A 19,785-nucleotide genomic window follows, 5' to 3' on the forward strand; every position below is an offset into this window, starting at 1 on the left:
GCTTTAGCAATTTCGTTTGACGTCGCGATCAAATGCCCCAGCGCGGAATATGATGCGAGCCGAGCGACACGCAGACGTTCTTCGGTTCGAGGAACACTTCGTAGCTCCACGTCCCGCCTTCACGGCCCACACCCGACGCCTTCGTACCGCCGAACGGCTGGCGCAGATCGCGCACGTTCTGGCTGTTCACGAAGCACATGCCGGCTTCGACGGCGGCCGCCACGCGCAACGCGCGGCCCGAGTTCTCGGTCCAGATATAGCTCGACAGACCATACGAAATATCGTTGGCGAGACGGATCGCGTCGGCTTCATCGTCGAACGGAATCAGGCACGCGACCGGTCCGAAGATCTCTTCCTGCGCGATGCGCATACGGTTGTCGACGTCGACGAACACGGTCGGCGTGACGAAATTGCCGTGACGCAAGGCGTCGGGCAACTCGGGCGTATCGAGCCCGCCGCACGCAAGCGTGGCACCTTCCTTCGGGCCGAGCTCGATATAGCTGCGCACTTTCGCGAGATGCCCCTGGCTGATCATCGGGCCGACGATCGTGCTGTCCGCGAGCGGATCGCCCACCGTCAGACGCTTCGCGCGCTCGACGAAGCGCTCGGCAAACCGCGCGTAAATGGAGCGCTGCACGAGAATGCGCGAGCCCGCGGTGCAGCGCTCCCCATTGTTCGAGAAGATCATGAACACCGCGGCATCGAGCGCGCGTTCGATATCGGCGTCGTCGAAGATCACGAACGGCGACTTGCCGCCAAGCTCCATCGAGAACTTCTTCAGGCCCGCGGTCTGCACGATGCGATTGCCGGTCGCGGTCGACCCGGTGAACGACACCGCGCGCACGTCGCGATGCGCGACGAGTGGCTCGCCCGCTTCCTTGCCATAGCCGTGCACGACGTTCAGCACGCCCGCCGGGATGCCCGCTTCGAGCGCGAGCTTGCCGAGCATCGAGGCGGTCAGCGGCGACAGCTCGCTCATCTTCAGCACAGCGGTGTTGCCGAACGCGAGGCAGGGCGCGACCTTCCAGGTGGCCGTCATGAACGGCACGTTCCACGGCGAGATTAGCGCGCACACGCCGACCGGATGAAACAGCGTGTAGTTCAGATGCGAGTCGGTCGGGTACGTGTGGCCGTCGACGCGTGTGCACATCTCGGCGAAATAGCTGAAGTTGTCGGCCGCGCGCGGCACCAGTTGCTTGCGCGTCTGCGAGATCGTCTGGCCGGTGTCCTTCGTTTCGGTCTCCGAGATTTCCGGCACGTGCTTCGCGATCAGCTCGCCGAGTTTGCGGATCAGCTTCGCGCGTTGCGCGGCGGGTTTCGCGGCCCAGGCGGGGAAGGCGCCTTTGGCCGCTTGCACGGCCGCATCGATCTCCTTCGCGCCGCCGCGTGCGACCTCGGCGAGCACTTCCTGGGTGGCGGGATTGACGGTTTCGAAATAGTCGCTCGAGGTGCACGCCTCGCCGTTGATCAGATGGTCGATCGGCATCGCCTTGTCCTTTCGCTGTTCGGTGGGTCTTTGCTGTCGATCAGGCGCGGCCGAAGTCCGCGTCCGAGGCGATCGTGTTGACGAGACGGCCGAGGCCGTCGATTTCGCAGACGACTTCGTCGCCCGTGTTGACGTTGACGATGCCTTCGGGCGTGCCGGTCAGGATCACGTCGCCGGGCGCGAGCGTCATGAAGCCGCTCAGGTATTCGATCAGTGCGCGGATGCCCGTGACGAGATCGCGCGTATTGCCGCATTGCCGACGCGTGCCGTTGACGAACGTGCGCAGCTCGAGCTGCGTGACGTCGGCGATGTCGGCGGCGTCGACGAACCAGGGGCCGAGCACCGTGCCGCCGTCGCGATTCTTCACGCGCAGATTCGGGCGATAGTAGTTTTCGAGGTAGTCGCGAATCGCGTAGTCGTTCGCGATCATGTAGCCCGCCACGTGCTGCATGGCGTCTTCACGCGCGACGTTTTGCGCGGTTCGCCCGATCACGACCGCGAGCTCGCATTCATAGTGCATGAACGTGACGTCGGCGGGGCGACGCGTGAGGCCGCGATGGCCGAGCACCGTGCCGGGCCCCTTCAGAAACACCAGCGGTTCTTCCTGTTTGCTGAACTGCAATTCTTTCGCGTGCTCGGCGTAGTTCAGGCCGAGCGCGAAGATCGTGCCGACTTCGATCGGCGCAAGCCAGACCACTTCGTCCTCGCGACGCACGCGGCCGTCGGCGAGGCGCACACCCTGCTCGTGCGGATACGCTTCGTGAATCGCTCCCGCATAGGCGACGCGGCCGCGCATCATGACGGTTCTCCGTTGTGTTGATCCATGCCGATGAACGATATGGTCAAGGGCGGCAGCGTGCCGATCGACAGCGTGGCCGTATCGCCGACGTGCGCGACCGGCGAGCCGTGCCGGACGCCGAGCGTGAGCACGTCGCCCGCGTTCAGCGTCATGAAATCGGTGACGTCGGCGAGCAATTGCGCGACGTTGCGCACCGAGGTTGCGGTGCTTGCCGTGAACGGTTCGGCGCGGTTCAGCGAGACGGCGATGTCGAGCCGATCCGGCGCGGCGACGTGGCGCGCGGCGACGAGCGCCGGTCCGATCACGCAGAAGCCGTCGCGTGCGCGCAGTCGCACGTTCGGGCGATACACGTTGGTATGCGGCACGCTCAGATCGCCGACCAGCGTATAGCCGGCGATGTAGTCCGCCGCGCGCTCGACGCCGACGCGCGTCGCGGTACGGCCGATCACGATGCCGAGTGACGCGCCGACCTCGACGCCGAGCGTGTTATCCGGCACGACCACGCGCGCCCGATGCCCGGCCAGCGTGTTGCGCGGCTTCAGATACAGAATCGGCGCTTTCGGCGGCGCCTTGTACGGTGCCGCATGCACTGCGTCGCCCAGCGCGTTCAAGGCGGCGCGATCGTTCAGCAAGGCACCGTACACGACGCCGCTGACCGGCGCGCGACACGCAACGCCGCGTGCCAGCAACGCGGCCGCGGTGTGGGCGTCCACGTCGCGAGGCAGCGCGTCGCCTTCGGGATGCAGCAGATGATCGGCAAGGGCAAACATAAATGCGCAGCCTCGTGGCGAAAGTTTTGCGAAAACACTAAGATGTTAGTAGTATCCCGCTTGATATCATCGACGGTCAATAGGCTGCCGGTTGATCGCGGGTTTTCCCGTAAGCTTCGACAGCTGTTTTTTTCTGATTCCTTGCCACTATGTCCGCTGCGTCCACCCGAGTTTTGCACCGCAATTTGCCGATGCTGTTGTTACGCGCCCGCGAAAAAATGATGGAGCGTTTTCGTCCGTTGATCACCGCGCATGGACTCACCGAGCAGCAATGGCGAGTGATTCGCGCGCTCAACGAGCACGGCCCGATGGAGCCGCGCCACATCTCCGACATCTGCACGATTTCGAGCCCGAGCATGGCCGGCGTGCTCGCGCGCATGGAGAGCATGGAACTCGTGACGAAAGAACGTTTCGCGGAGGATCAGCGGCGCGTGCTCGTGTCGCTGACCGATACGAGCGTCGAACTGGTGCGCGTGATTGCGAAGGATCTCGAGGCGCACTATCGCGAGCTCGAGCGCAAGGTGGGACCGGAGATCGTCGAGCGCGTGTATCGCGCGGTCGACGATCTGTTGGCGGGGTTGTCGGAAGAGGATGAGTGACGCGATGACCTACCAGCCGTAAAATCGCTGCCATTCGACGCTGCTGCCGTCCGGCGCAACCGCGTGATACTCGGGGAACTGCGCGCCGGTCGCACAAGCGTGGTTCGGCAGGATGCGCAGTTTCATACCGATCGGAAAGCGCTGCGCGATGTCGTCGGTCCGTGCATCGGCTCGCGCATCGGCCGGAACCGCCGCAAGAATCCCATGCTCCTGATTGGCGCCGCGCACGACATAGTCCGGCAGCAACGTGCCATTGAGCAAACACGGCTGCCCATAGCCGAAATCGTGCGACTGCCGCGACGTACCGCGATCACGGCTTAACGCCATCCAGCCCGCGTCGAGAATCGCCCAGCCTTTGTCTTCCTGATGACCGATCACGGTCGCGAGTACGCTAAGCGCGATGTCGTCGAGCGTGCAAACGCCCACGTTGTGCATGACCAGATCGAACAGCACGTAGACGCCGGCCCGCACCTCGGTGACGCCTTCGAGATGCCGCGCGGCGAGCGCGGTCGGCGTCGAACCGACGCTGACGGCCGGACACGCGATGCCCGCTTCGCGCAACCGTTCGGCGGCGCGCACGCAGCCCGCGCGCTCCTGCTCCGCGAGCGCGGCGAGCGCCTCAGGCGTATTCAACTCGTAGCTCGAACCCGCATGGGTCATCACGCCGCCGACCTTCACGCCGTTCTCGTGCAGAATCCGCCCGACGTCGAGCAGCGTCTGCTGTTCGGGCTGGATGCCCGAGCGATGTCCGTCCGTATCGAGCTCGATCCAGACCTCGAACGTTTCGCCGTGCTGGTCGCCGAACGCGGCAACCGCCGTGGCGGCGGTCGGATTGTCCACCACGAGCTTCAGTTCGCAGCCCTGGCGGCGCAGCGCGAGCGCGCGCGGCAGCTTCGACGGAACCATGCTGACGGCGTACAGGATGTCGTCGACGCCGGCCGCAAAGAACGCTTCCGCTTCCTTCAGCGTCGACACCGTAATGCCGCGCGCGCCGGCGGCGATCTGCGCGCGCACGACGTCGATGCACTTGGTGGTCTTCACGTGCGGCCGGAACGCGACGCCGAGCGCATTCATCCGCCCCTGCATCCGCGCGATGTTCTTCTGCATCCGCGCGACGTCGATCAGCGCGGCCGGGGTTTCGATCTGTTCGAGTTTCATGTTTGCACCTGAGGAGCGAGGTGAGGTTGGAGATTCAGTGACGACGATCGCGGCCAAAGCCTGCGAGCCACGGCACCAGCCCATCGAACGAGGCCGCTTCGACCTCGGGCGCCTGCGCTCCCGTGACGAGCGGCAGGCCGGCGTGGTTGTGCCAGTAAGTCCGCAAACCGACGGCCGCGGTGCCGAACATGTCGTAGCTCGAGCCGGCGACGAAGGCGGCGCGGCGCGGCTCGACGCCGAGCTTGTCGAGCGCGAGGCGGTACGGTTGCGGGTCCGGCTTGTAGACGCCGGCTTCCTCGGCGGTCACGATCACGTCCCAGCGCACGGGCAAGAGCGCGGCCGCCTGCGAGCCGAGCCGCGTCGAGCAATTGGTGACGACCGCGAGCTTGCAGTGCGGCGCGAGCGCGCGCAACGCACCGAGCGCGCCGGGCCACGGCGTCAGGTTCAGCCAGTTCGCCTCTAGCGCGTTCGCGGCCGATTCGGACAAACCGACTTGCGTGGCGGCCTCGCGCACCAGTTGTTCGTAGGGAACGTAGCGGCCGCAGCCGTATGTCAGACGCAGATAGGCGGCACGCCATGCGCGGCCCGCTTCGTCGGAGCCTGCCGCACGGTTCCATGAGGTCCACGAGTCGAGCAGGGCGGTTAGCAGGTCGAACAGGACCGCGTCGGGGTAGGCGGGGGTGTCGGTGGAATGGGCGGCGGCAGTCATGATTGCATGGGGCCGGCTGTTGAGGATGAGTCAATTATAGGTTTTCGATAGTACTTCAGCGTTCAGATAGGTTGACTGTTAGATTCAGATCGACTGAATCACCGCCGCCACGGCGGCAACGGCCTGAAGCGGCCTTGCAGATACTGCATGAAATGGCGCGTGCGCGCGGGCAGTCCCGCCCGCTGATGCGTGAGCGCGATCACGTTCGCGTCCGGCGCTTTCCAGCCCGGCAGCAGACGCACGAGTTTGCCCTTCGCAAGATCCTCGGCGACGTCCCATTCGGAGCGCAGAATCACGCCGCGTCCCTCGCAGGCCCATTGGCGGATCACGTCACCGTCGTTGCAGCTCAGATGCGCGGACACGCGCACGCCGCGGCGCGTGCGGCCCTTGCTGAACTGCCACAGTGACACGTCCTCATTGTTTTCGCGCAGCACGATGCATGGCAGCCGGCTCAACGCATCCGGCGATTCGGGCTGGCCGATTCGCCTGACGAGCGCGGGCGCCGCGCAGACGAAGCGCGCGTTCGGCGCGATCGTATAGCCGACCAGGTTCGACGGCGGCAGCTCGCCGATATGCACGACGATATCGAAGCGATCGAGCGTTTCGGTCAAGGGCCGGTCGGACAGCGTCAGCGCGACGTCGATGTCGGGGTTCTGCTGCTGGAACTCGCCGATCAGCGGCGCCAGATGGCGTCGTCCGAAACCGAGCGGCGCATTGATCTTCAGCGTGCCGACGAGGCCGCCGCGGCGCGTTTGCAGATCGTCGAACAAGGCGTCGAACTGCTCGATCAGTTCGGCGCCGCGCTCGCACAGCAGCAGGCCTTCGTCGGTGAATTGCAGGCGGCGCGCGCTGCGGCTCACGAGCTGCATGCCGAGCTTCTTTTCGAGTTGCTGCAGGCGCTGCGTGACCGCCGACGGCGACAGCGCGAGTCGGCGCGCGGCGGCGATCAGGCTGCCGCTCGCGCGCAGCGTGAGCAGGAAGCGGATATCGGCCGAATCGTTCATGGGTGCGAGCTGGGAGCAATGGCGGGAGCGGGGAATCTCGCAGCATAATGCGTCCGGATCGATCACAGGGTAAAGTGGCGCTTCCAGTCTATTGATCCAACCATTGGAAGAGAAGTCCCATGCCGTTGCCTCATGAGTCGTCCGCGTACGGCGCCACGCCCAATACTCCGCTGAAACAGGCGTTTTTTCTGCACACGGGCTGGCGCAGCGCGGGCACGTGGGTGTGGTCGCGGCTGCGCGAACACGAGCGCGCGGCCGGTTTTTACGAGCCGCTCAGCAATGTGCTCGCCGATCTCAAACCCGCCGACGTGCCCGCCTCGCGGCCGACCTTGACCTCGGGGCACCCGCCGCTCGCCGCACCCTACTTCGACGAATACCGCCCGTTTCTGCGCGAAGATGCGCGCGGCGTGGCGGGTTACGACCGGCGCTTCAGCATCGATCGCTTTACGCGCGATCCCGATGCGACATTCCCGTCACTGCAGGCCTATCTGCGTGCGCTGAGCGAGCACACGATCGAGCAGGGCCGCGTGCCCGTCTTCAAGTTTTGCCGCACGGGCGGTCGTCTGCCGTGGCTGAAGCGCGCGTTTGCCGAGGCGCTGCACGTGGGCGTGCTGCGCAATCCCGCATCGCAGTTCGCATCGGGTTGGATGCTGCGGCAGCAGTGGAGCAATGCATTCTTTGTCGCCGCGCCGTTTCGCGTGCTCGGTCTGAATCAGATGGATCCGCTGGTGCGCGAAGCGATCGGTGTGTGCGGCGTACGCCTGCCGCCGCTACCGTCGATGCCCGATGACGCGTATGCCGTCGCCTGCGAGCAATTCGCGCGCACGGTGGACAGCGACAACGCGTATCGCGCGTTCATGGCGTTGTGGATCCTCTGCGCGCTGCGCATGGGCGAGGGCGTCGATTTGCTGATCGATATGGAGCGGCTCGGCGAGTCGCGCGACTACGCGGCCGGTCTGCGCGCCGCGTTCGACGCGCAATGCGGCTTGTCGCCCGACTTCACGAGCGCGCGCGATCTGGTCGAGGAAACGCGTCGCGGCGCGGCGCGCATGACGGGCATCGACGGCGGCGCGTTGCGCGCCGTGCATTCCGCCGCGCTTAAATTCCTGAAGACGCAGGCGGGCCTCGACGCTGCCTTCGTCGAGGCGGTGCGCCAGAAGATGGTGCTGGCCAACGAGTTGACCGAAACATGGCGCTAGCCGTGCGAGGCCAGCGCCGCGCGGCGCGTTCCCGTGGCTAGCCCGCCGCCGATACCGCCGCGCGCAGCCCGAGCAGATAGCTGTCCACGCCGAAGCCGCAAATCTGTCCTTTGACCAGAGCGGCATGCCCGCCTCGGCCGCGAGCGCGGCGGCCGCGGGCGACGGGTCGACGATCGCCGACAGCGTGCATGCGTCGCTTTGCTGCGCGACCGTCAGATGGGCGCGGCCGATGTACCCCGCGCCGGCGACGGCGATCCGGGTGCGGTTCATGAGCGGGTTCCCTGAAAGTCCTGATCAAGACGCGTTAAAGGGCAAGCGGGCTCAAGCAGCGGCCTTTTTCGCGTCGGCCATGCTCTGCGCGCGCATTGCGTCGTAGCTGAGCTTGTCGAGCGGCACGACGTTCTTTGCGCCGAGGTCGCCAAGCCGCACACGGAAGTTCTCACGCGCGCTCCATGCGGCGATCGCGCAGACGATCGTGATGGCGAACGTGATCGCGCCGATCGTCAGCGGCACGTTGTGCGATCCCGGCGGCGCGACGTAGGCGAACAGCGCCGGCAGCAGCGCGGTGATCGTCGTGCCGATGTTCTGGCCGATCGCCATCGCGGAGACGCGCGAACGGGTCGGGAACAGTTCCGGATAGAAGCTCGGGAAGATCGCGTTGTAGCCTTGATAGATGACGCCCCACATCAGGATCGACACGACCATCGCGAGCGGCACGTTGTGGATGCTGATCGCGTACAGATACGCGAAAGACAGCAGCCCTGCGCCGAGCGAGCCGACGATGATCGGCAGACGCCGCCCGATCCGGTCGGACAGATTGCCCACGTACGGAATCACCAGCACCGCAACGATGTTGCCGATCACTGGAATCCACAGATACAGGCTCTTCGAAAAGCCGATGCCGTACGACGGCTGCACCGCGTACGCCGCGCCGAAGATCGTCGCGACGACCGGGATCACGTTCATCAGCGAGCACAGCACGACGCGCAGCATGTCGCCCCAGTTGTACTTGAATGCTTCGACGATCGGCGAGCGCGGCACGCCGCCGCTCGCGTCCTCCTTCTCGAACGCGGGCGTTTCCTCGACTTCGCGGCGGATGATGTACCCGGCGATCAGCACGACCGCGCTGAGCAGGAACGGAATGCGCCAGCCCCACGCATTGAACGAGGCGTCGTTCATGAAATAGGCGAGCGGCAGGAAGACCGCGGCGGCCAGAATCTGGCCGGCCTGCACGCCTTGCAGCGTGAAGCTCGCGTAAAAGCCGCGTCGCCCGAATGGCGCGTGTTCGAGGATCATCGAACTGGCGCCCGAGATTTCACCAGCGACCGCGAAACCCTGGATCAGTCGCAGCACGACGAGCAGCACCGGCGCGAGAAAGCCGACGTGCTGATAGGTCGGCAGCAGACCGACCGCCATCGTCGACAGACCCATCAGGAACATGCAGACGAGCAGTACGTTCTTGCGCCCGTGCGTATCGCCCCAGTGCCCGAGCACGACCGCGCCGATCGGCCGCGCGACGTAGCCGACGCCGTAGGTCGCGAGCGATGCGACGATCGCGATCCTGGGATTACCGGAAGGGAAGAACAACTGAGGAAAGATCAGGGCGGCGGCCTGCGCATAGATGAAGAAATCGTAGTACTCGAGTGCCGAGCCGATCCAGCCGCTGGCGGTAGCCTTGCGCGCCTGCGAGCTATGCCCGCTGCTTGCCGATGCGTTCGTTTGCATGACGCCTCCTGAATGGGAAATGTTTTTGTCAGCTTCTACGGCTGAATCATTGGCGCCTTTAAACGGGCGCCGCGCAAGCCAGGATTTTCCTGGTCTCGTTGCCGCGGTGCGGCACAACGGGATGGATCGACGCGTGTCACGAGCTGGCGCGGAGCACTCCGGGTTAACCACGGCCTGAGTGCGCCGGGCATTGCATTCAAACCGGCTTCAGGCGACTGCCCCTTGCCCCACTGTTTCGCGGCCGCGACGACCGCTTCGGGGTCTGGCGCCTGAGCGGGCCCCATGGTGAAAGGAGCGTGAAGGTGACGGGCACGGTCGCGTCGAATCTGAGCGACATCGTCGTGCAGTGGGCGAAGGAGGGATACGGGAGTGTGGGCGGTGACGGCCGAGCGCTTGTCGTCGTCGGCGCGGATTCAGGTGTGCATCGAGTTTCTCAGGGAGCAACTGACGCACGGACCGTGTGCACGGGTGACGCGCGGCGTGGGCGGACTCTGGGCTGCGCCTGCCAGGATCCGGTGCTCACACGCTTGCGCTGTTACACGCTCGAAGCCGTATCCTCTTCCGCCTCGTCCAGCTCGCTACGCTGAACCGTCGTTACGGAGTCGGGAACGACCGTGGTGGCCGTGACGGGCCGCGGATCTTCGATGCTGTAACGCAGGCGCCAGCCTTCGCGATAGAAACGCAGTTGCCGGTATCGCATCAGATAGACAAGTCCGACGAGCGCGGCGCCGAAGCCCGATGCAGCGCCGACGCCGAGCGCCCAGCGCGGCCCGAAACGGTCGGCGACCCAGCCGACCACCGGCGCGCCGAGCGGTGTGCCGCCGAGCGCGATCGCGAGCAGGATCGCGATCACGCGGCCGCGCATGGCCGGTTCGGTGGTCAGTTGCACGAGGCTATTGGTCGAGGTGGTGAAGGTCTGCGTCGACACGCCGATCGCGATCAGCACGATGCCGAACAGCACGTAGTTCGGCATCAGCGCAGCCGCCATGCAGCCGACGCCGAACATCGCGCCGGCGCCAAGCAGCAGCCCCATGGTGGGCCGCGCGCGGCGCGCGGCGAGCAGAGCGCCGGTGACCGAGCCAATCGCCATCGTCGAGCTGAGCACGCCGTACTCGCCCGCGCCCGCACGGAAGGCGGTGACGGACATCGTCGAGATGAAGATCGGGAAGTTCAGGCCGAAGGTGCCGATCAGGAACAGCATCAGGAGCGCCGCCTTCAGATCGGGGCGTGTCCAGACATATTTGAAGCCTTCGACGAAGCTGCCGCGCGAGCGCACATTGCGCGGCTTGATATGTAACTGGTCCAGCCGCAGCATGCGCAGTGCACCGAGCACGGCGACGAACGAAAGCGCGTTGATCAGAAACACCCAGCCACTGCCCACCGACGCGATCAACAGACCCGCGACCGCTGGCCCGAGCATGCGCGCGGCGTTGAACGACGTGGAGTTCAGCGCGACGGCATTCGCGAGATCGCGTTCGCCGACGAGGTCGGATACGAAGGTTTGGCGTGCGGGGGAATCGAACGCGGTCACGCAGCCGAGCAGGCCCGCGAATACGTAGACCTGCCATAGCTGCACGAGCCCCGTGACCGTGAGCAGACCGAGCGCGAGCGCCAGCGTACCCATTGCCGCCTGGGTCGCGAACAGCAGCTTGCGGCGGTCGAAGTGATCGGCCGCGTAGCCGGTGAGCGGCAGCAACAGCATCTGCGGTCCGAACTGCAGCGACATCACGATGCCCACCGCCGTCGCGTTGTGATGCGTAAGCTCGGTGAGTACGAGCCAGTCCTGCGCCGTGCGCTGCATCCATGTGCCGATGTTCGAGACGATCGCGCCGCTCGCCCAGACACGATAGTTGAATATGCGCAGCGAACGGAACGTGGTGCTCACGGCAGGGGTTTCCTCAACGCGGGGTGGGCCGCATGCGGGTAGCGGCCCGCTTCAATTCAGGCTTTCAGCGCGCGAACGTTCGAGCAGATCGAGCACTTCCCGCGTCGTGCCGGTTTCGCCGAGGCGCGGGAAGATGCGCGTGATGCTGTTGGTGTGCGCGTCGGCGTTCAGATCGGTCATCGCGTCGACGACGAGCGTGACGTTCAGGCCCGCCTCGCTCGCGAAGCGCGCGGTCGATTCGACGCCGATGCTGGTCGCGACACCGACGAGCACCACGTGCGTGACGCCTTGCTGCTGCAGATACGCGGCCAGGTCCGTGTTCGTGAAGGCGCCCCACGTGCGCTTCGTGACCAGATGGTCCGACGGCTGCTGCTTCAGTTCGGGCAGAAGGTCGGCGAAGCCGGGCGGGAAGTCGGCGGAGTGGCGACCCTGGTCGGTGCGGCCCGGTGCGCCGGCGGTGACGTTCACGAGCACGACGGGCAGGCCGTGGCGGCGGAACGCATCGAGCAGCGTAACCGAGCGTTCGACGATTTCGCTGGCCGGATGGGGGGCGGTGGGCAGCGCGACGATGCCGCGCTGCAGGTCGACGACGACCAGTGCGGTTTTGGCGTCGAGAGTCGTGAGTGCCATGAAGTGCTCCTGCGAGTGGCGAGACGCGTGTGCGCGAATCGCGAGTTACAAATCGACGAGGCGTTTCAGCAGATCGACGCCCGTCGCGAGTTGTTGCTGTTCGGCTGCCGTGAAACGCGTTTGAATCGTGCGGTACAGCCAGTCTTCGCGTGCCGCGCGGCTTGCCTTGACCTTCTTGCGAAAGGAGGGTGTCAGCGACAGAACCGTCTGCCGTCCATCGTCAGGATCGGGCGTGCCGCTGACGAGCCCCGCGGCTTTCAGTACCGCGAGCGTTTCTCCCATCGACTGCGGCCGCATGCCGTGCGCACGCGCGAGCGAGGTGAGCGTGGTTGGACCTTCGCGTTCCAGCAGGCTCAGCACCTGCACCTGCGATGGCGTGAAGTCGCCGACGTGCGACTCTTCGCGCAGACGCCGGCGCAGCTTGCCCGCCAGCATGCGCAGATCTTCGGCCAGAGTATGAAGCTCTTCCGGCGTAACTGGGGGAGGGGATTTGCTCATGCGATGAGCTCGTGCAATGACATGATGTGAAGGTTTCCTCATAAGGTTACCTTCGTATCTCGCGCGGGTCAAGTTTTGAGGTGGCGGGAGGCCGTACGCCGGGACGTCGCCACGATGGCCTCAGCGCGCCCGCATGCGCCGGTTGAAAAAGCGCCATACCGCTCCTCCGACGAGCATCGCACCGCCGAGCGCGAGGCCCAGCAACACCAGCGAACTCAGATGCTCGCGCACCACCGGCACGTTGCCGAACAGATAGCCGCCCGCGATCAGCGAGACCACCCACAGCGCCGCGCCCGCGGTGACGAACGTGACGAAGCGCGAGAACGTCATGCGCGACACGCCCGCGGCGAACGGTGCGAACGTGCGCACCACGGCGATGAACGGCGACAGCAGGAAGGTCAGGCGGCCGCGCGTCTCGCTGAACACGTGGGCGCGGCGCAGCGCATCGCGATTGAGCCAGTAGTAGTTGCGGGTATAGACCTTGTCGCCGACCGCATGGCCGATCGCGTACCCGACGCTGCTGCCGGCCACCGTCGCGACGAACAGCACGGGCGCGATGATCCACACGTTCAACGCGCCGGTGGCCGCGAGCGCGCCGCAGATGAAGATCAGCGGATCGCCGGGCAGAAAGAACAGCGGCAGAAAACCGTATTCGACGAACACGACGACAAACAGCAGTGCGTAGATTGCCGTGCCGAACTGCACGATCAGCGCGCTCAGGTGCTGGTCGAGGTGCAGCGCGATCTGCAGCACATTCATCAGGTTCATCTTGGCGTGGCCTCGGGCGGCGTTCGGATGTGGTGAGTGTAGTCCCGCGAGCGTGCGTGCAGGGCGCTTGCGCGAGTTTATGCCATCTGCCGCTTGTCGATGTGGCGGTGCCGATGTCAAACTCGGGCGGTCTTCATCGGACGCAACGCCATGTCGCACGACTCCGCCATCACCTTCCGTTTTGCCGCGTCGCACGAAGCCGAAACGATTCGTGCCATCGAATTCGAAGCGGGCCAGCGTTTCGTCAGCGTCGGCATGACCGGGATTGCCGACGCGCCGCCTATGGCGCGCGAGGTCGTCGAGCGCAAGATCGAGGCGCGCGAGATCATCGTCGCGCTCGACCAGCAGACGATCTGCGCGGGCTTCGTGATGTTCGAGCCGCAGCCGACGCGCATCTACGTTCAGGAACTCGATGTGCTGAGCTCGCACGCGGGCAGGCGCATCGGCGCGGCATTGATCGAAGAGGTCGCGCGAATCGCGCGCGCGCGACAATTGACACAGCTGGTGCTGTCGACGTATCGCGACGTGCCGTGGAATGCGCCGTATTACCGGCGGCTCGGGTTTCGCGATCTCGACACGTCGGAGCTCGACGCGGCGTTGCTCGCTCGGCGCGACGCGCATATCGCGCGCGGACTCGATGAATCGAAACGGGTGTTTATGCGGCGCGAGCTTGTCTAGCGCACAAAAAGCGGCGGGCGTGACTGGAATTCAGTCACGCCCGCCGCTTTGTCATTTCATACAGCGGACATGAGGCCGCTGTCGCTACCGATTACACCGTTTCGAGCGCCGGATAATCGGTGTAGCCGACTTCGCCGCGCGCATAGTACGTCGCCGGAACCGGCTTGTTCAGCGGCGCATCTTCAGCGAAGCGGCGCACCAGATCCGGATTCGCGATGTACAGCTGACCCCAGGCCACCGCATCCGCTTCACCGGAGTCGAGCACCTGCTGCGCGCTTTCCCTGGTGAACTTCTCGTTCGCGATATACGGGCCGCCGAACGCTTCCTTCAACTGCGGGCCGAGGCGGTCGTCGCCGAGCGCTTCACGTGCCGCGATAAACGCGATCTTGCGCTTGCCGAGTTCGCGCGCGACATAGCCGAACGTTGCGGCCGGATCGGAATCGCCCATCGTGTGCGCGTCGCGGCGCGGCGCGAGATGCACGCCGACGCGGTTTGCGCCCCACACGCTGATGCACGCGTCGGTGACTTCGAGCAGCAGACGCGCGCGGTTTTCGATCGGGCCGCCGTAGGCATCGGTACGCTTGTTGGTGCTGTCCTGCAGGAACTGGTCGAGCAGATAGCCGTTCGCGCCGTGCACTTCGACGCCATCGAAGCCCGCGGCCTTGGCGTTTTCCGCGCCCTTGCGGAACGCTTCGACGACACCGGCGATTTCATCGAGCTCGAGCGCGCGCGGCGTCACGAACGGACGCTCGGGACGCACGAGGCTCACGTGACCACCCGCCGCGATCGCGCTCGGCGCGACCGGCAGTTCGCCGTTCAGGAACACCGGATCCGAAATACGGCCGACGTGCCAGAGCTGCAGGAAGATCTTGCCGCCCGCGTCGTGCACGGCCTGCGTGACGAGCTTCCAGCCTTCGACCTGCTCCTGCGACCAGATGCCCGGCGTTTCGGCGTAGCCGACGCCTTGCGGCGTGACCGACGTCGCTTCGCTGAGGATCAGACCGGCGCTCGCGCGCTCGGCGTAGTAGCGCGCCATCAACGCGTTCGGCACGCGGATTTCCTCGGCGCGCTGACGCGTGAGCGGCGCCATGATGATGCGGTTCGGCAGCGTGATATCGCCAATTTGCAGCGGATCGAAAAGAGTCGGCATAAGAGTTCACCTTTGGCGGCGGGCAAGGCCCGAGCCTCAAAAAACTGCGTGAAAAAGGAAGCGCGGCGATGCGAATGCGGCGCTCAGAGCTTCGCGTTCATGTATTCGAGGAACGCCTGAATGACGGGCTCGTTGCGTTTGAAAAACACCCATTGACCAACCCGTTTCGACGTGACGAGCCCCGCACGCTGCAACGCGGCCAAGTGCGCCGACACGGTGGACTGCGACAGACCACAGCGCGAGTCGATCTTGCCCGCGCACACGCCGTGGTCGAGCGGCAACTCCTGATCGGCAAAATGCGCGTGCGGCTCGCGCAGCCAGCCGAGAATCTCCCGGCGGACCGGGTTGGCCAGCGCTTTGTGGATCGCGTCGAAATCGGGCGTCATGTGGATGGTTTTCAGGTGATTCGGCAACCGGCACGCCGCATGGCGTGCGCGACATGCATCGCTACAGAACGAATCATATATCGGAACTTAACGATATGGGTGAAAACACTACTGCGGATGGGGCGATAGGTCTGGGCGTGCAAAAAAGCCCGCACCTCTGTCGAACAATTTATTTCGCACAAAAAGGCCTGAACTTCTCATGCCGCATTATGAAATTTGTCCATAGAAGTCTGTTTTGATTGAATAAATCTCCGGGGGCGGCGTGCGGTTCACACATTTAATATTGAGCACACGATCCGCCGGGTGCGAGAATATAAATTAGGTTTGCGAAATAAAAGGCTGCACTTGCTAGCAGGGATGCGGCTTTGCTGGATTGTTTCGATAAACCCTGGTTTGGTATGACAGATGGGAATTTGTTCGTACATCGACGCGACTCGTGTGCGGCTAAGCGACAGAGAAGCGACATCTGGCGACGCGCAGTGACCTGACGCTTGACCTTGAAAACGGTTTGGCCGGGCGGTTTGGCTTACCCGATCGGGGGCGTCTGCTGCTGTTCTTGGACATCGATGGGGTACTGCACCGGCAGTCTGTTCTCCGGGGGAGAAGATGTGCCGTTGGCCGCTTGTCGAACGGGCGCTGGATGCTGCACCGTTCGTGGACGTTGTTTGGTCACAGCTGGCGCTACCTGAAGCCGTGGACCAAGCTGATGTACGTGGTACCGCATGCCCGGGAAGAGGTGAACTTCAGGCGCGCGCGATACTTTGCCAGCCCGGCCAAGATGCCGTAACCACTTTCAAAATGTTCGCGCAATTCATTTTCTCCAACTTCAAGGACGGCTTCGCTGAGTACCTGAACATCCTCGATTGCTTCAAGCGAAAAGGTACGGAGAGAATTCTTCTCGTGGCATCATGCATCGAGGATCCAGTTCTCCCGATAATGCACCAGCCGCTGCGGGGAGATATTGCGCGTGGTCCGCTCCCGCTTGTCGCGGTTCCAATACTGCAGATAAAGTCGCTTACCTTCGAGCAACGCGCCAGCAATAAACTGGAAGTGCCTTGGCTCGACCCTGCTCGGGGCAAAGTGGATCAGTTTGACTTTTTTTCTATCGGCGTCGGTGAGTTCGTACCTTCTGAAAGCATGTTGTGCAGCCGGTTCTTCAATGGCCCTACATGGTCTTCGAGAAGAGTCGGTTGAACGCCCTCGACGAGGTGCAGCATTGTCAGCAGCGCGAGCACCTCGGAAGCTTCGAACCATACGCCGGCTAACTCGAAGCGTCCTCCCGGCGCGAGTTGGTCACGTATCACATAGCCACTTTTGCTGGGGTCCCATTCTAGCGGGCAGTTCAAGCGATCCCGCAGGAAGTCGATGTCACGTTTGACAGACGCTTCCGAAACCTCCAGTTCCTTCTTCAGGAATGGCATCGATACCGAGCCACGTTTGCGGATTAAACGCACGATCTTGTCGATGCGTTCGATGCTAACCTTCGAGACGCGGCTTTTCTTGCCGTGGACGCCATTTTCGGTGGCCGCTTTGGGGCTTGCTTACTGGCGGAGTTGCGGGCATCGTTGTTGTGTCGCCCAAAATCGGAGCGTGCGTTGCGATGTTCAATAATGTCACGGAATCGTATTGACGAGGTCGATTGCATGTCGAAAAAACACTCCCGGGTTTGACAATTTGATGTGGTTAATCGCATCCAGCGTTGACGTCTAAAGTCGCGTTACTGACGCGCGCGGCCTTTGCTGCTCGCTTTGTGTTCATATACGGCTGGCAACCGGTTGCACAGATCCTTGACCAGCGTCCCCACCCATGCGCGATCGTCACTGCTGAGCCGCTCGAGTTGTTCAGCGATCTCCAGGCTGACATCTGTTGGCCGGTCGGACGCGCGTCTGAGCAATGTCGCAACCGGAATTTTATAGAGCTCCGCTAGCTCCAGCAGACGCGGGATGGTCGGCCAATGCGCGCCGCGCTCAAAGCGGCTTACAGTTTCGACAAAAACGCCAAGATGTTCGGCCACCTGCTCCTGCGTTAGCTCTGCGTCGGCTCGGGCCGCTGCCAGCGCGCGCCCCAAATGCTTTGCGGTCTTCTGCTCGTTCACGGCAGTCAAAAGTCACCATTTCATGTTGTCATTCAACATGGAATGGTCTCTTCAATGTGTCGATCTGATAACATCGCTTTATATTGGTAGGCAACATCAATTGTTGTCTTGCCGTGTATTTTGCGTTCCAGAGTCACCGTAAGGGAGAGATATGTTGTTTACAGATGCAAACTGGGCCGAGTCGAGTGCGTTCCGGCGCGCCATCGCGAAGCCGTTCCAGCCTTGGCGGTGTGTGGGATGGACAGGCGACACGATCTGTTTTTGGGTTTTCCCCGCGCCCCAGTCTGACCGGACCGACGCACTGCCCGACGGGTTGCTGGTCGTCGACCCGGCGGCGCTTCTCGATATCGCGAGTGAACTGGCGCCAGGGAGCTTCTCCGTGTACGTCATGGATGCGCCCGCCGAGGATCGGCCATCTGCGCGAATGCAACGCGTGACAGGCTTGCTGACCCAGCAGCAAATCATCGCGCCGGCATATGACTACTGGTACAGGACGGAAGAGGGTAATCTGCATCCCTGCTCCCGGCTGCAGCATCGCCTTTCCAACGACGCCTCATTGCAGCTTGCACTCAACCTAGACGCACAGGATTGCAATGAGCCGGTTGTGGACGCGAGGTAGTCGAATCCGACATGGGGGACATCACCCGGTTGGTCCAGCTTCTGATGGATTTCGCGCCACGCGGAGAGCCGCTCGATCTAGGCCTCCTTGCCGAGTACGGCGTGACGTCGATCGAAGCGTCGGATCTCGTAACAGGCGGCTGGCTGCGGCGACTTTCTGACGACGCCTACCTGCTCAGAGGTGATTCGCCAACTATCGAGGGCGCCGTTGCCTTTTTTGCCCGACGCGTTCCCGGGCTTCATGTGAGCGGCAAGGCCGCACTGGACATGCAAGGCATACGCTATTACCTGTACGCACGCCTCCGGATCAATCTGTGGGGCGCCGTGCCCTTCGAGTTTCCTTCGTGGGCGAAAGAGTTGCTGTTGCTCACGTACGAGCGCGACCGCCTATTCGACGATGCCTTGCCGGCGACGTTCGCGATTTCAGCCTTGCGCGCTCGTAGTGCGAGAATGCCGGTGGCAGCCACAGAACGCGCCATCCTGGAATATCTGGCCGGTTCTGTGCATGATGAAAGGCTGCGCGAGGACAACGTCAATCTCGTGGGCATGCTGCGAAACATCCGCCTCGACGTGCTGCAAAAACTGGTTAATCACTGCCTGCGGCGCGATGTTGTCTGGGCGCTCAAGTTTATCGGGGAAGATGAAGATTTCGAGTGGGCGAAACAGCTCGTATGCTGAAACTTTTCACCGTGAAAACGATGGACCATTAGCTGCTTCTGGTCGAATCCGTTCTGCGACGAACCTGTCTGAGGCAGCGTAAAGCTCCGCGCCACAAAACGTCGAGCCTCGAAGATATCCATACTTGCATACGATGCAGCCGTCTGAACTGAAGCGTGCCCGAGCAGCATCTGTACGACCGGCAGCGGGACGCACTGTTCGGGGACGGCCAGGCACCAGTTAGTGCATCGCGTGCCGTCAAGGGTAACCGACAGATGATCCGACATGCCGAACGCAACTGAAATCGTACAGTTCCTGATGGACTTCGCGCCGCGGTCGCAGCCGCTGGGCTTGCGCTATTTCGCGGAGCTTGAAATTGACGCACGGCAGGTTGGCGAACTCGTGAAACAAGGGTGGCTGCGACAGCTGTCCGAGGACGCTTATCTGCTACGTGGAGACCAGCCAGGCATCGATGGAACGATTGCCTATTTGCAGGCATACACTTCGAATCTCCACGTGGGAGGAAGGACAGCGCTGGAATGGCACCGGATGATGCATCATCTGCGCTTTCGCGACCGGATTGATTTGTGGGGGCGTGGATATTGCAGCATTCCTTCCTGGGCGGTGGAGCGGCTTGTGTGTTTCTACCATTCCCACCCTCTGTTCGATACGCGGATGGACGAAAGCTACGGATTGAAGCCGCTTGCGTGGCGCCATCCACAAGTGCTTGTTTCGGTTCCGGAACGCGCAATTCTCGAATACGTGAGTGTCTCGCTGGATCTGGTCTTGATAGAAGACGTGAGAGATCTCATTGGGAGCCTGAGGAATATTCGGCTGAACATCCTGCAGGAGCTGGCCGATTGCTGTCTCCGAAGAGACGTAGTATGGGGGCTGAAATTTCTCGCAGAAGATGAAGGCATGAGTTGGGCTCAGCAGTTGCGCGTCTGAGCAGACCGTGGTGTGATGGCAGC

Annotated in this window: 21 protein-coding genes and 4 pseudogenes; 7 read left to right on the top strand and 18 right to left on the bottom strand. The window is 63.4% G+C overall.

The annotated features are described in order from the left end of the window. Positions 1–28: 28 nt before the first annotated feature. From hpaE to HDG37_RS16940, 3 genes are read right to left on the bottom strand one after another with little or no spacing between them, the layout of a single operon-like run. Positions 29–1,486 (bottom strand): 5-carboxymethyl-2-hydroxymuconate semialdehyde dehydrogenase, encoded by a 1,458-nt coding sequence (hpaE, locus tag HDG37_RS16930; protein WP_184049582.1) that lies wholly within the window; start codon positions 1,484–1,486, stop codon positions 29–31. A 40-nt stretch (positions 1,487–1,526) separates the two neighbouring features. After that, the gene (locus HDG37_RS16935; RefSeq protein ID WP_184049584.1) at positions 1,527–2,285 is read right to left on the bottom strand and encodes a fumarylacetoacetate hydrolase family protein; all 759 of its coding nucleotides are present in this window, start codon (positions 2,283–2,285) and stop codon (positions 1,527–1,529) included. After that, positions 2,282–3,055, bottom strand: coding sequence for a fumarylacetoacetate hydrolase family protein (locus HDG37_RS16940; protein WP_184049586.1), 774 nt, complete (start codon positions 3,053–3,055; stop codon positions 2,282–2,284). The genes HDG37_RS16935 and HDG37_RS16940 overlap by 4 nt, the downstream gene beginning before the upstream one ends. 191 nt (positions 3,056–3,246) lie before the next feature. On the opposite strand from HDG37_RS16940, the gene hpaR reads away from it, so the two are divergent. After that, on the top strand, positions 3,247–3,654 hold the full coding sequence (gene hpaR / locus HDG37_RS16945; RefSeq protein ID WP_184049588.1) for a homoprotocatechuate degradation operon regulator HpaR: 408 nt from the start codon (positions 3,247–3,249) through the stop codon (positions 3,652–3,654). A 9-nt stretch (positions 3,655–3,663) separates the two neighbouring features. Here hpaR and HDG37_RS16950 read toward each other — a convergent pair whose 3' ends face one another. From HDG37_RS16950 to HDG37_RS16960, 3 genes are all read right to left on the bottom strand, one after another. Beyond that, a complete protein-coding gene (locus tag HDG37_RS16950; RefSeq protein ID WP_184049589.1) occupies positions 3,664–4,812 on the bottom strand; it encodes a DSD1 family PLP-dependent enzyme in 1,149 nt (382 codons plus the stop codon). Between the two features lie 34 nt (positions 4,813–4,846). Then, complete coding sequence (locus tag HDG37_RS16955; protein WP_184049591.1) at positions 4,847–5,521, bottom strand: HAD-IA family hydrolase; 675 nt, start codon at positions 5,519–5,521, stop codon at positions 4,847–4,849. 98 nt (positions 5,522–5,619) lie between these two features. Next, the gene (locus HDG37_RS16960; RefSeq protein WP_184049593.1) at positions 5,620–6,525 is read right to left on the bottom strand and encodes a LysR substrate-binding domain-containing protein; all 906 of its coding nucleotides are present in this window, start codon (positions 6,523–6,525) and stop codon (positions 5,620–5,622) included. Between the two features lie 119 nt (positions 6,526–6,644). On the opposite strand from HDG37_RS16960, the gene HDG37_RS16965 reads away from it, so the two are divergent. Then, on the top strand, positions 6,645–7,724 hold the full coding sequence (locus HDG37_RS16965) for a hypothetical protein (RefSeq protein WP_184049595.1): 1,080 nt from the start codon (positions 6,645–6,647) through the stop codon (positions 7,722–7,724). Positions 7,725–7,761: 37 nt separating this feature from the next. Here HDG37_RS16965 and HDG37_RS39300 read toward each other — a convergent pair. The 3 genes and pseudogenes from HDG37_RS39300 to HDG37_RS16970 form a co-directional block, all read right to left on the bottom strand. After that, positions 7,762–7,848: pseudogene (locus HDG37_RS39300) on the bottom strand (3-dehydroquinate dehydratase); the annotation flags it as partial. Continuing rightward, positions 7,839–7,994 (bottom strand): annotated as a pseudogene (locus tag HDG37_RS39305) (Gfo/Idh/MocA family oxidoreductase); the annotation flags it as partial. The pseudogenes HDG37_RS39300 and HDG37_RS39305, both read right to left, overlap by 10 nt. Positions 7,995–8,045: 51 nt before the next feature. Next, positions 8,046–9,449, bottom strand: a complete 1,404-nt coding sequence (locus tag HDG37_RS16970; RefSeq protein ID WP_184049597.1) for an MFS transporter — start codon at positions 9,447–9,449, stop codon at positions 8,046–8,048. 230 nt (positions 9,450–9,679) lie between these two features. Here HDG37_RS16970 and HDG37_RS39310 point away from each other — a divergent pair. Further along, positions 9,680–9,941 (top strand): annotated as a pseudogene (locus HDG37_RS39310) (LysR family transcriptional regulator); the annotation flags it as partial. A gap of 43 nt (positions 9,942–9,984) precedes the next feature. On the opposite strand, the gene HDG37_RS16975 reads toward HDG37_RS39310, so the two are convergent. From HDG37_RS16975 to HDG37_RS16990, 4 genes are all read right to left on the bottom strand, one after another. Then, on the bottom strand, positions 9,985–11,334 hold the full coding sequence (locus HDG37_RS16975) for an MFS transporter (RefSeq protein WP_184049599.1): 1,350 nt from the start codon (positions 11,332–11,334) through the stop codon (positions 9,985–9,987). Between the two features lie 51 nt (positions 11,335–11,385). Then, positions 11,386–11,964: an isochorismatase family protein gene (locus HDG37_RS16980; protein WP_184049601.1), complete on the bottom strand. Its 579-nt coding sequence runs from the start codon at positions 11,962–11,964 to the stop codon at positions 11,386–11,388. 45 nt (positions 11,965–12,009) lie between these two features. Continuing rightward, a complete protein-coding gene (locus HDG37_RS16985) occupies positions 12,010–12,462 on the bottom strand; it encodes a MarR family winged helix-turn-helix transcriptional regulator (protein ID WP_184049603.1) in 453 nt (150 codons plus the stop codon). Positions 12,463–12,582: 120 nt separating this feature from the next. Next, positions 12,583–13,230 carry a VTT domain-containing protein gene (locus tag HDG37_RS16990; RefSeq protein WP_184049605.1) on the bottom strand — a complete coding sequence of 216 codons (648 nt, stop codon included), beginning with the start codon at positions 13,228–13,230 and terminating at the stop codon, positions 12,583–12,585. Positions 13,231–13,380: 150 nt separating this feature from the next. On the opposite strand from HDG37_RS16990, the gene HDG37_RS16995 reads away from it, so the two are divergent. Next, positions 13,381–13,908 carry a GNAT family N-acetyltransferase gene (locus tag HDG37_RS16995; RefSeq protein WP_184049607.1) on the top strand — a complete coding sequence of 176 codons (528 nt, stop codon included), beginning with the start codon at positions 13,381–13,383 and terminating at the stop codon, positions 13,906–13,908. 91 nt (positions 13,909–13,999) lie between these two features. On the opposite strand, the gene HDG37_RS17000 is transcribed toward HDG37_RS16995, so the two are convergent. The 5 genes and pseudogenes from HDG37_RS17000 to HDG37_RS17015 form a co-directional block, all read right to left on the bottom strand. Beyond that, positions 14,000–15,058, bottom strand: a complete 1,059-nt coding sequence (locus HDG37_RS17000) for an alkene reductase (protein WP_184049609.1) — start codon at positions 15,056–15,058, stop codon at positions 14,000–14,002. An 83-nt stretch (positions 15,059–15,141) separates the two neighbouring features. After that, positions 15,142–15,444 (bottom strand): helix-turn-helix transcriptional regulator, encoded by a 303-nt coding sequence (locus HDG37_RS17005; protein WP_090806305.1) that lies wholly within the window; start codon positions 15,442–15,444, stop codon positions 15,142–15,144. Positions 15,445–16,125: 681 nt separating this feature from the next. Beyond that, positions 16,126–16,473, bottom strand: a pseudogene (locus tag HDG37_RS40340) (helix-turn-helix transcriptional regulator). 56 nt (positions 16,474–16,529) lie between these two features. Then, positions 16,530–16,898: an HTH domain-containing protein gene (locus tag HDG37_RS17010; RefSeq protein WP_184049611.1), complete on the bottom strand. Its 369-nt coding sequence runs from the start codon at positions 16,896–16,898 to the stop codon at positions 16,530–16,532. Positions 16,899–17,161: 263 nt separating this feature from the next. After that, positions 17,162–17,539: a helix-turn-helix domain-containing protein gene (locus HDG37_RS17015; protein ID WP_184049613.1), complete on the bottom strand. Its 378-nt coding sequence runs from the start codon at positions 17,537–17,539 to the stop codon at positions 17,162–17,164. A 151-nt stretch (positions 17,540–17,690) separates the two neighbouring features. Between HDG37_RS17015 and HDG37_RS17020 the strand changes: the two genes are divergently transcribed. From HDG37_RS17020 to HDG37_RS17030, 3 genes are all read left to right on the top strand, one after another. Then, the gene (locus HDG37_RS17020; protein ID WP_184049615.1) at positions 17,691–18,158 is read left to right on the top strand and encodes a hypothetical protein; all 468 of its coding nucleotides are present in this window, start codon (positions 17,691–17,693) and stop codon (positions 18,156–18,158) included. An 11-nt stretch (positions 18,159–18,169) separates the two neighbouring features. Further along, complete coding sequence (locus HDG37_RS17025) at positions 18,170–18,835, top strand: AbiEi antitoxin N-terminal domain-containing protein (RefSeq protein WP_184049617.1); 666 nt, start codon at positions 18,170–18,172, stop codon at positions 18,833–18,835. Positions 18,836–19,099: 264 nt separating this feature from the next. Then, positions 19,100–19,762 carry a type IV toxin-antitoxin system AbiEi family antitoxin domain-containing protein gene (locus HDG37_RS17030; protein WP_184049619.1) on the top strand — a complete coding sequence of 221 codons (663 nt, stop codon included), beginning with the start codon at positions 19,100–19,102 and terminating at the stop codon, positions 19,760–19,762. Positions 19,763–19,785 lie beyond the last annotated feature (23 nt).

The organism is Paraburkholderia sp. MM5384-R2 (assembly GCF_014201025.1).
GTDB lineage: Bacteria > Pseudomonadota > Gammaproteobacteria > Burkholderiales > Burkholderiaceae > Paraburkholderia > Paraburkholderia tuberum.

Excerpts from the sequence above, each read along its gene's own strand:
- hpaE (WP_184049582.1), bottom strand. The coding sequence starts at position 1,486 with ATGCCGATCGACCATCTGATCAACGGCGAGGCGTGCACCTCGAGCGAC.
- HDG37_RS16935 (WP_184049584.1), bottom strand. The coding sequence starts at position 2,285 with ATGATGCGCGGCCGCGTCGCCTATGCGGGAGCGATTCACGAAGCGTAT.
- HDG37_RS16940 (WP_184049586.1), bottom strand. The coding sequence starts at position 3,055 with ATGTTTGCCCTTGCCGATCATCTGCTGCATCCCGAAGGCGACGCGCTG.
- hpaR (WP_184049588.1), top strand. The coding sequence starts at position 3,247 with ATGCTGTTGTTACGCGCCCGCGAAAAAATGATGGAGCGTTTTCGTCCG.
- HDG37_RS16950 (WP_184049589.1), bottom strand. The coding sequence starts at position 4,812 with ATGAAACTCGAACAGATCGAAACCCCGGCCGCGCTGATCGACGTCGCG.
- HDG37_RS16955 (WP_184049591.1), bottom strand. The coding sequence starts at position 5,521 with ATGACTGCCGCCGCCCATTCCACCGACACCCCCGCCTACCCCGACGCG.
- HDG37_RS16960 (WP_184049593.1), bottom strand. The coding sequence starts at position 6,525 with ATGAACGATTCGGCCGATATCCGCTTCCTGCTCACGCTGCGCGCGAGC.
- HDG37_RS16965 (WP_184049595.1), top strand. The coding sequence starts at position 6,645 with ATGCCGTTGCCTCATGAGTCGTCCGCGTACGGCGCCACGCCCAATACT.
- HDG37_RS16970 (WP_184049597.1), bottom strand. The coding sequence starts at position 9,449 with ATGCAAACGAACGCATCGGCAAGCAGCGGGCATAGCTCGCAGGCGCGC.
- HDG37_RS16980 (WP_184049601.1), bottom strand. The coding sequence starts at position 11,964 with ATGGCACTCACGACTCTCGACGCCAAAACCGCACTGGTCGTCGTCGAC.
- HDG37_RS16985 (WP_184049603.1), bottom strand. The coding sequence starts at position 12,462 with ATGAGCAAATCCCCTCCCCCAGTTACGCCGGAAGAGCTTCATACTCTG.
- HDG37_RS16990 (WP_184049605.1), bottom strand. The coding sequence starts at position 13,230 with ATGAACCTGATGAATGTGCTGCAGATCGCGCTGCACCTCGACCAGCAC.
- HDG37_RS16995 (WP_184049607.1), top strand. The coding sequence starts at position 13,381 with ATGTCGCACGACTCCGCCATCACCTTCCGTTTTGCCGCGTCGCACGAA.
- HDG37_RS17000 (WP_184049609.1), bottom strand. The coding sequence starts at position 15,058 with ATGCCGACTCTTTTCGATCCGCTGCAAATTGGCGATATCACGCTGCCG.
- HDG37_RS17005 (WP_090806305.1), bottom strand. The coding sequence starts at position 15,444 with ATGACGCCCGATTTCGACGCGATCCACAAAGCGCTGGCCAACCCGGTC.
- HDG37_RS17020 (WP_184049615.1), top strand. The coding sequence starts at position 17,691 with ATGTTGTTTACAGATGCAAACTGGGCCGAGTCGAGTGCGTTCCGGCGC.
- HDG37_RS17025 (WP_184049617.1), top strand. The coding sequence starts at position 18,170 with ATGGGGGACATCACCCGGTTGGTCCAGCTTCTGATGGATTTCGCGCCA.
- HDG37_RS17030 (WP_184049619.1), top strand. The coding sequence starts at position 19,100 with ATGCCGAACGCAACTGAAATCGTACAGTTCCTGATGGACTTCGCGCCG.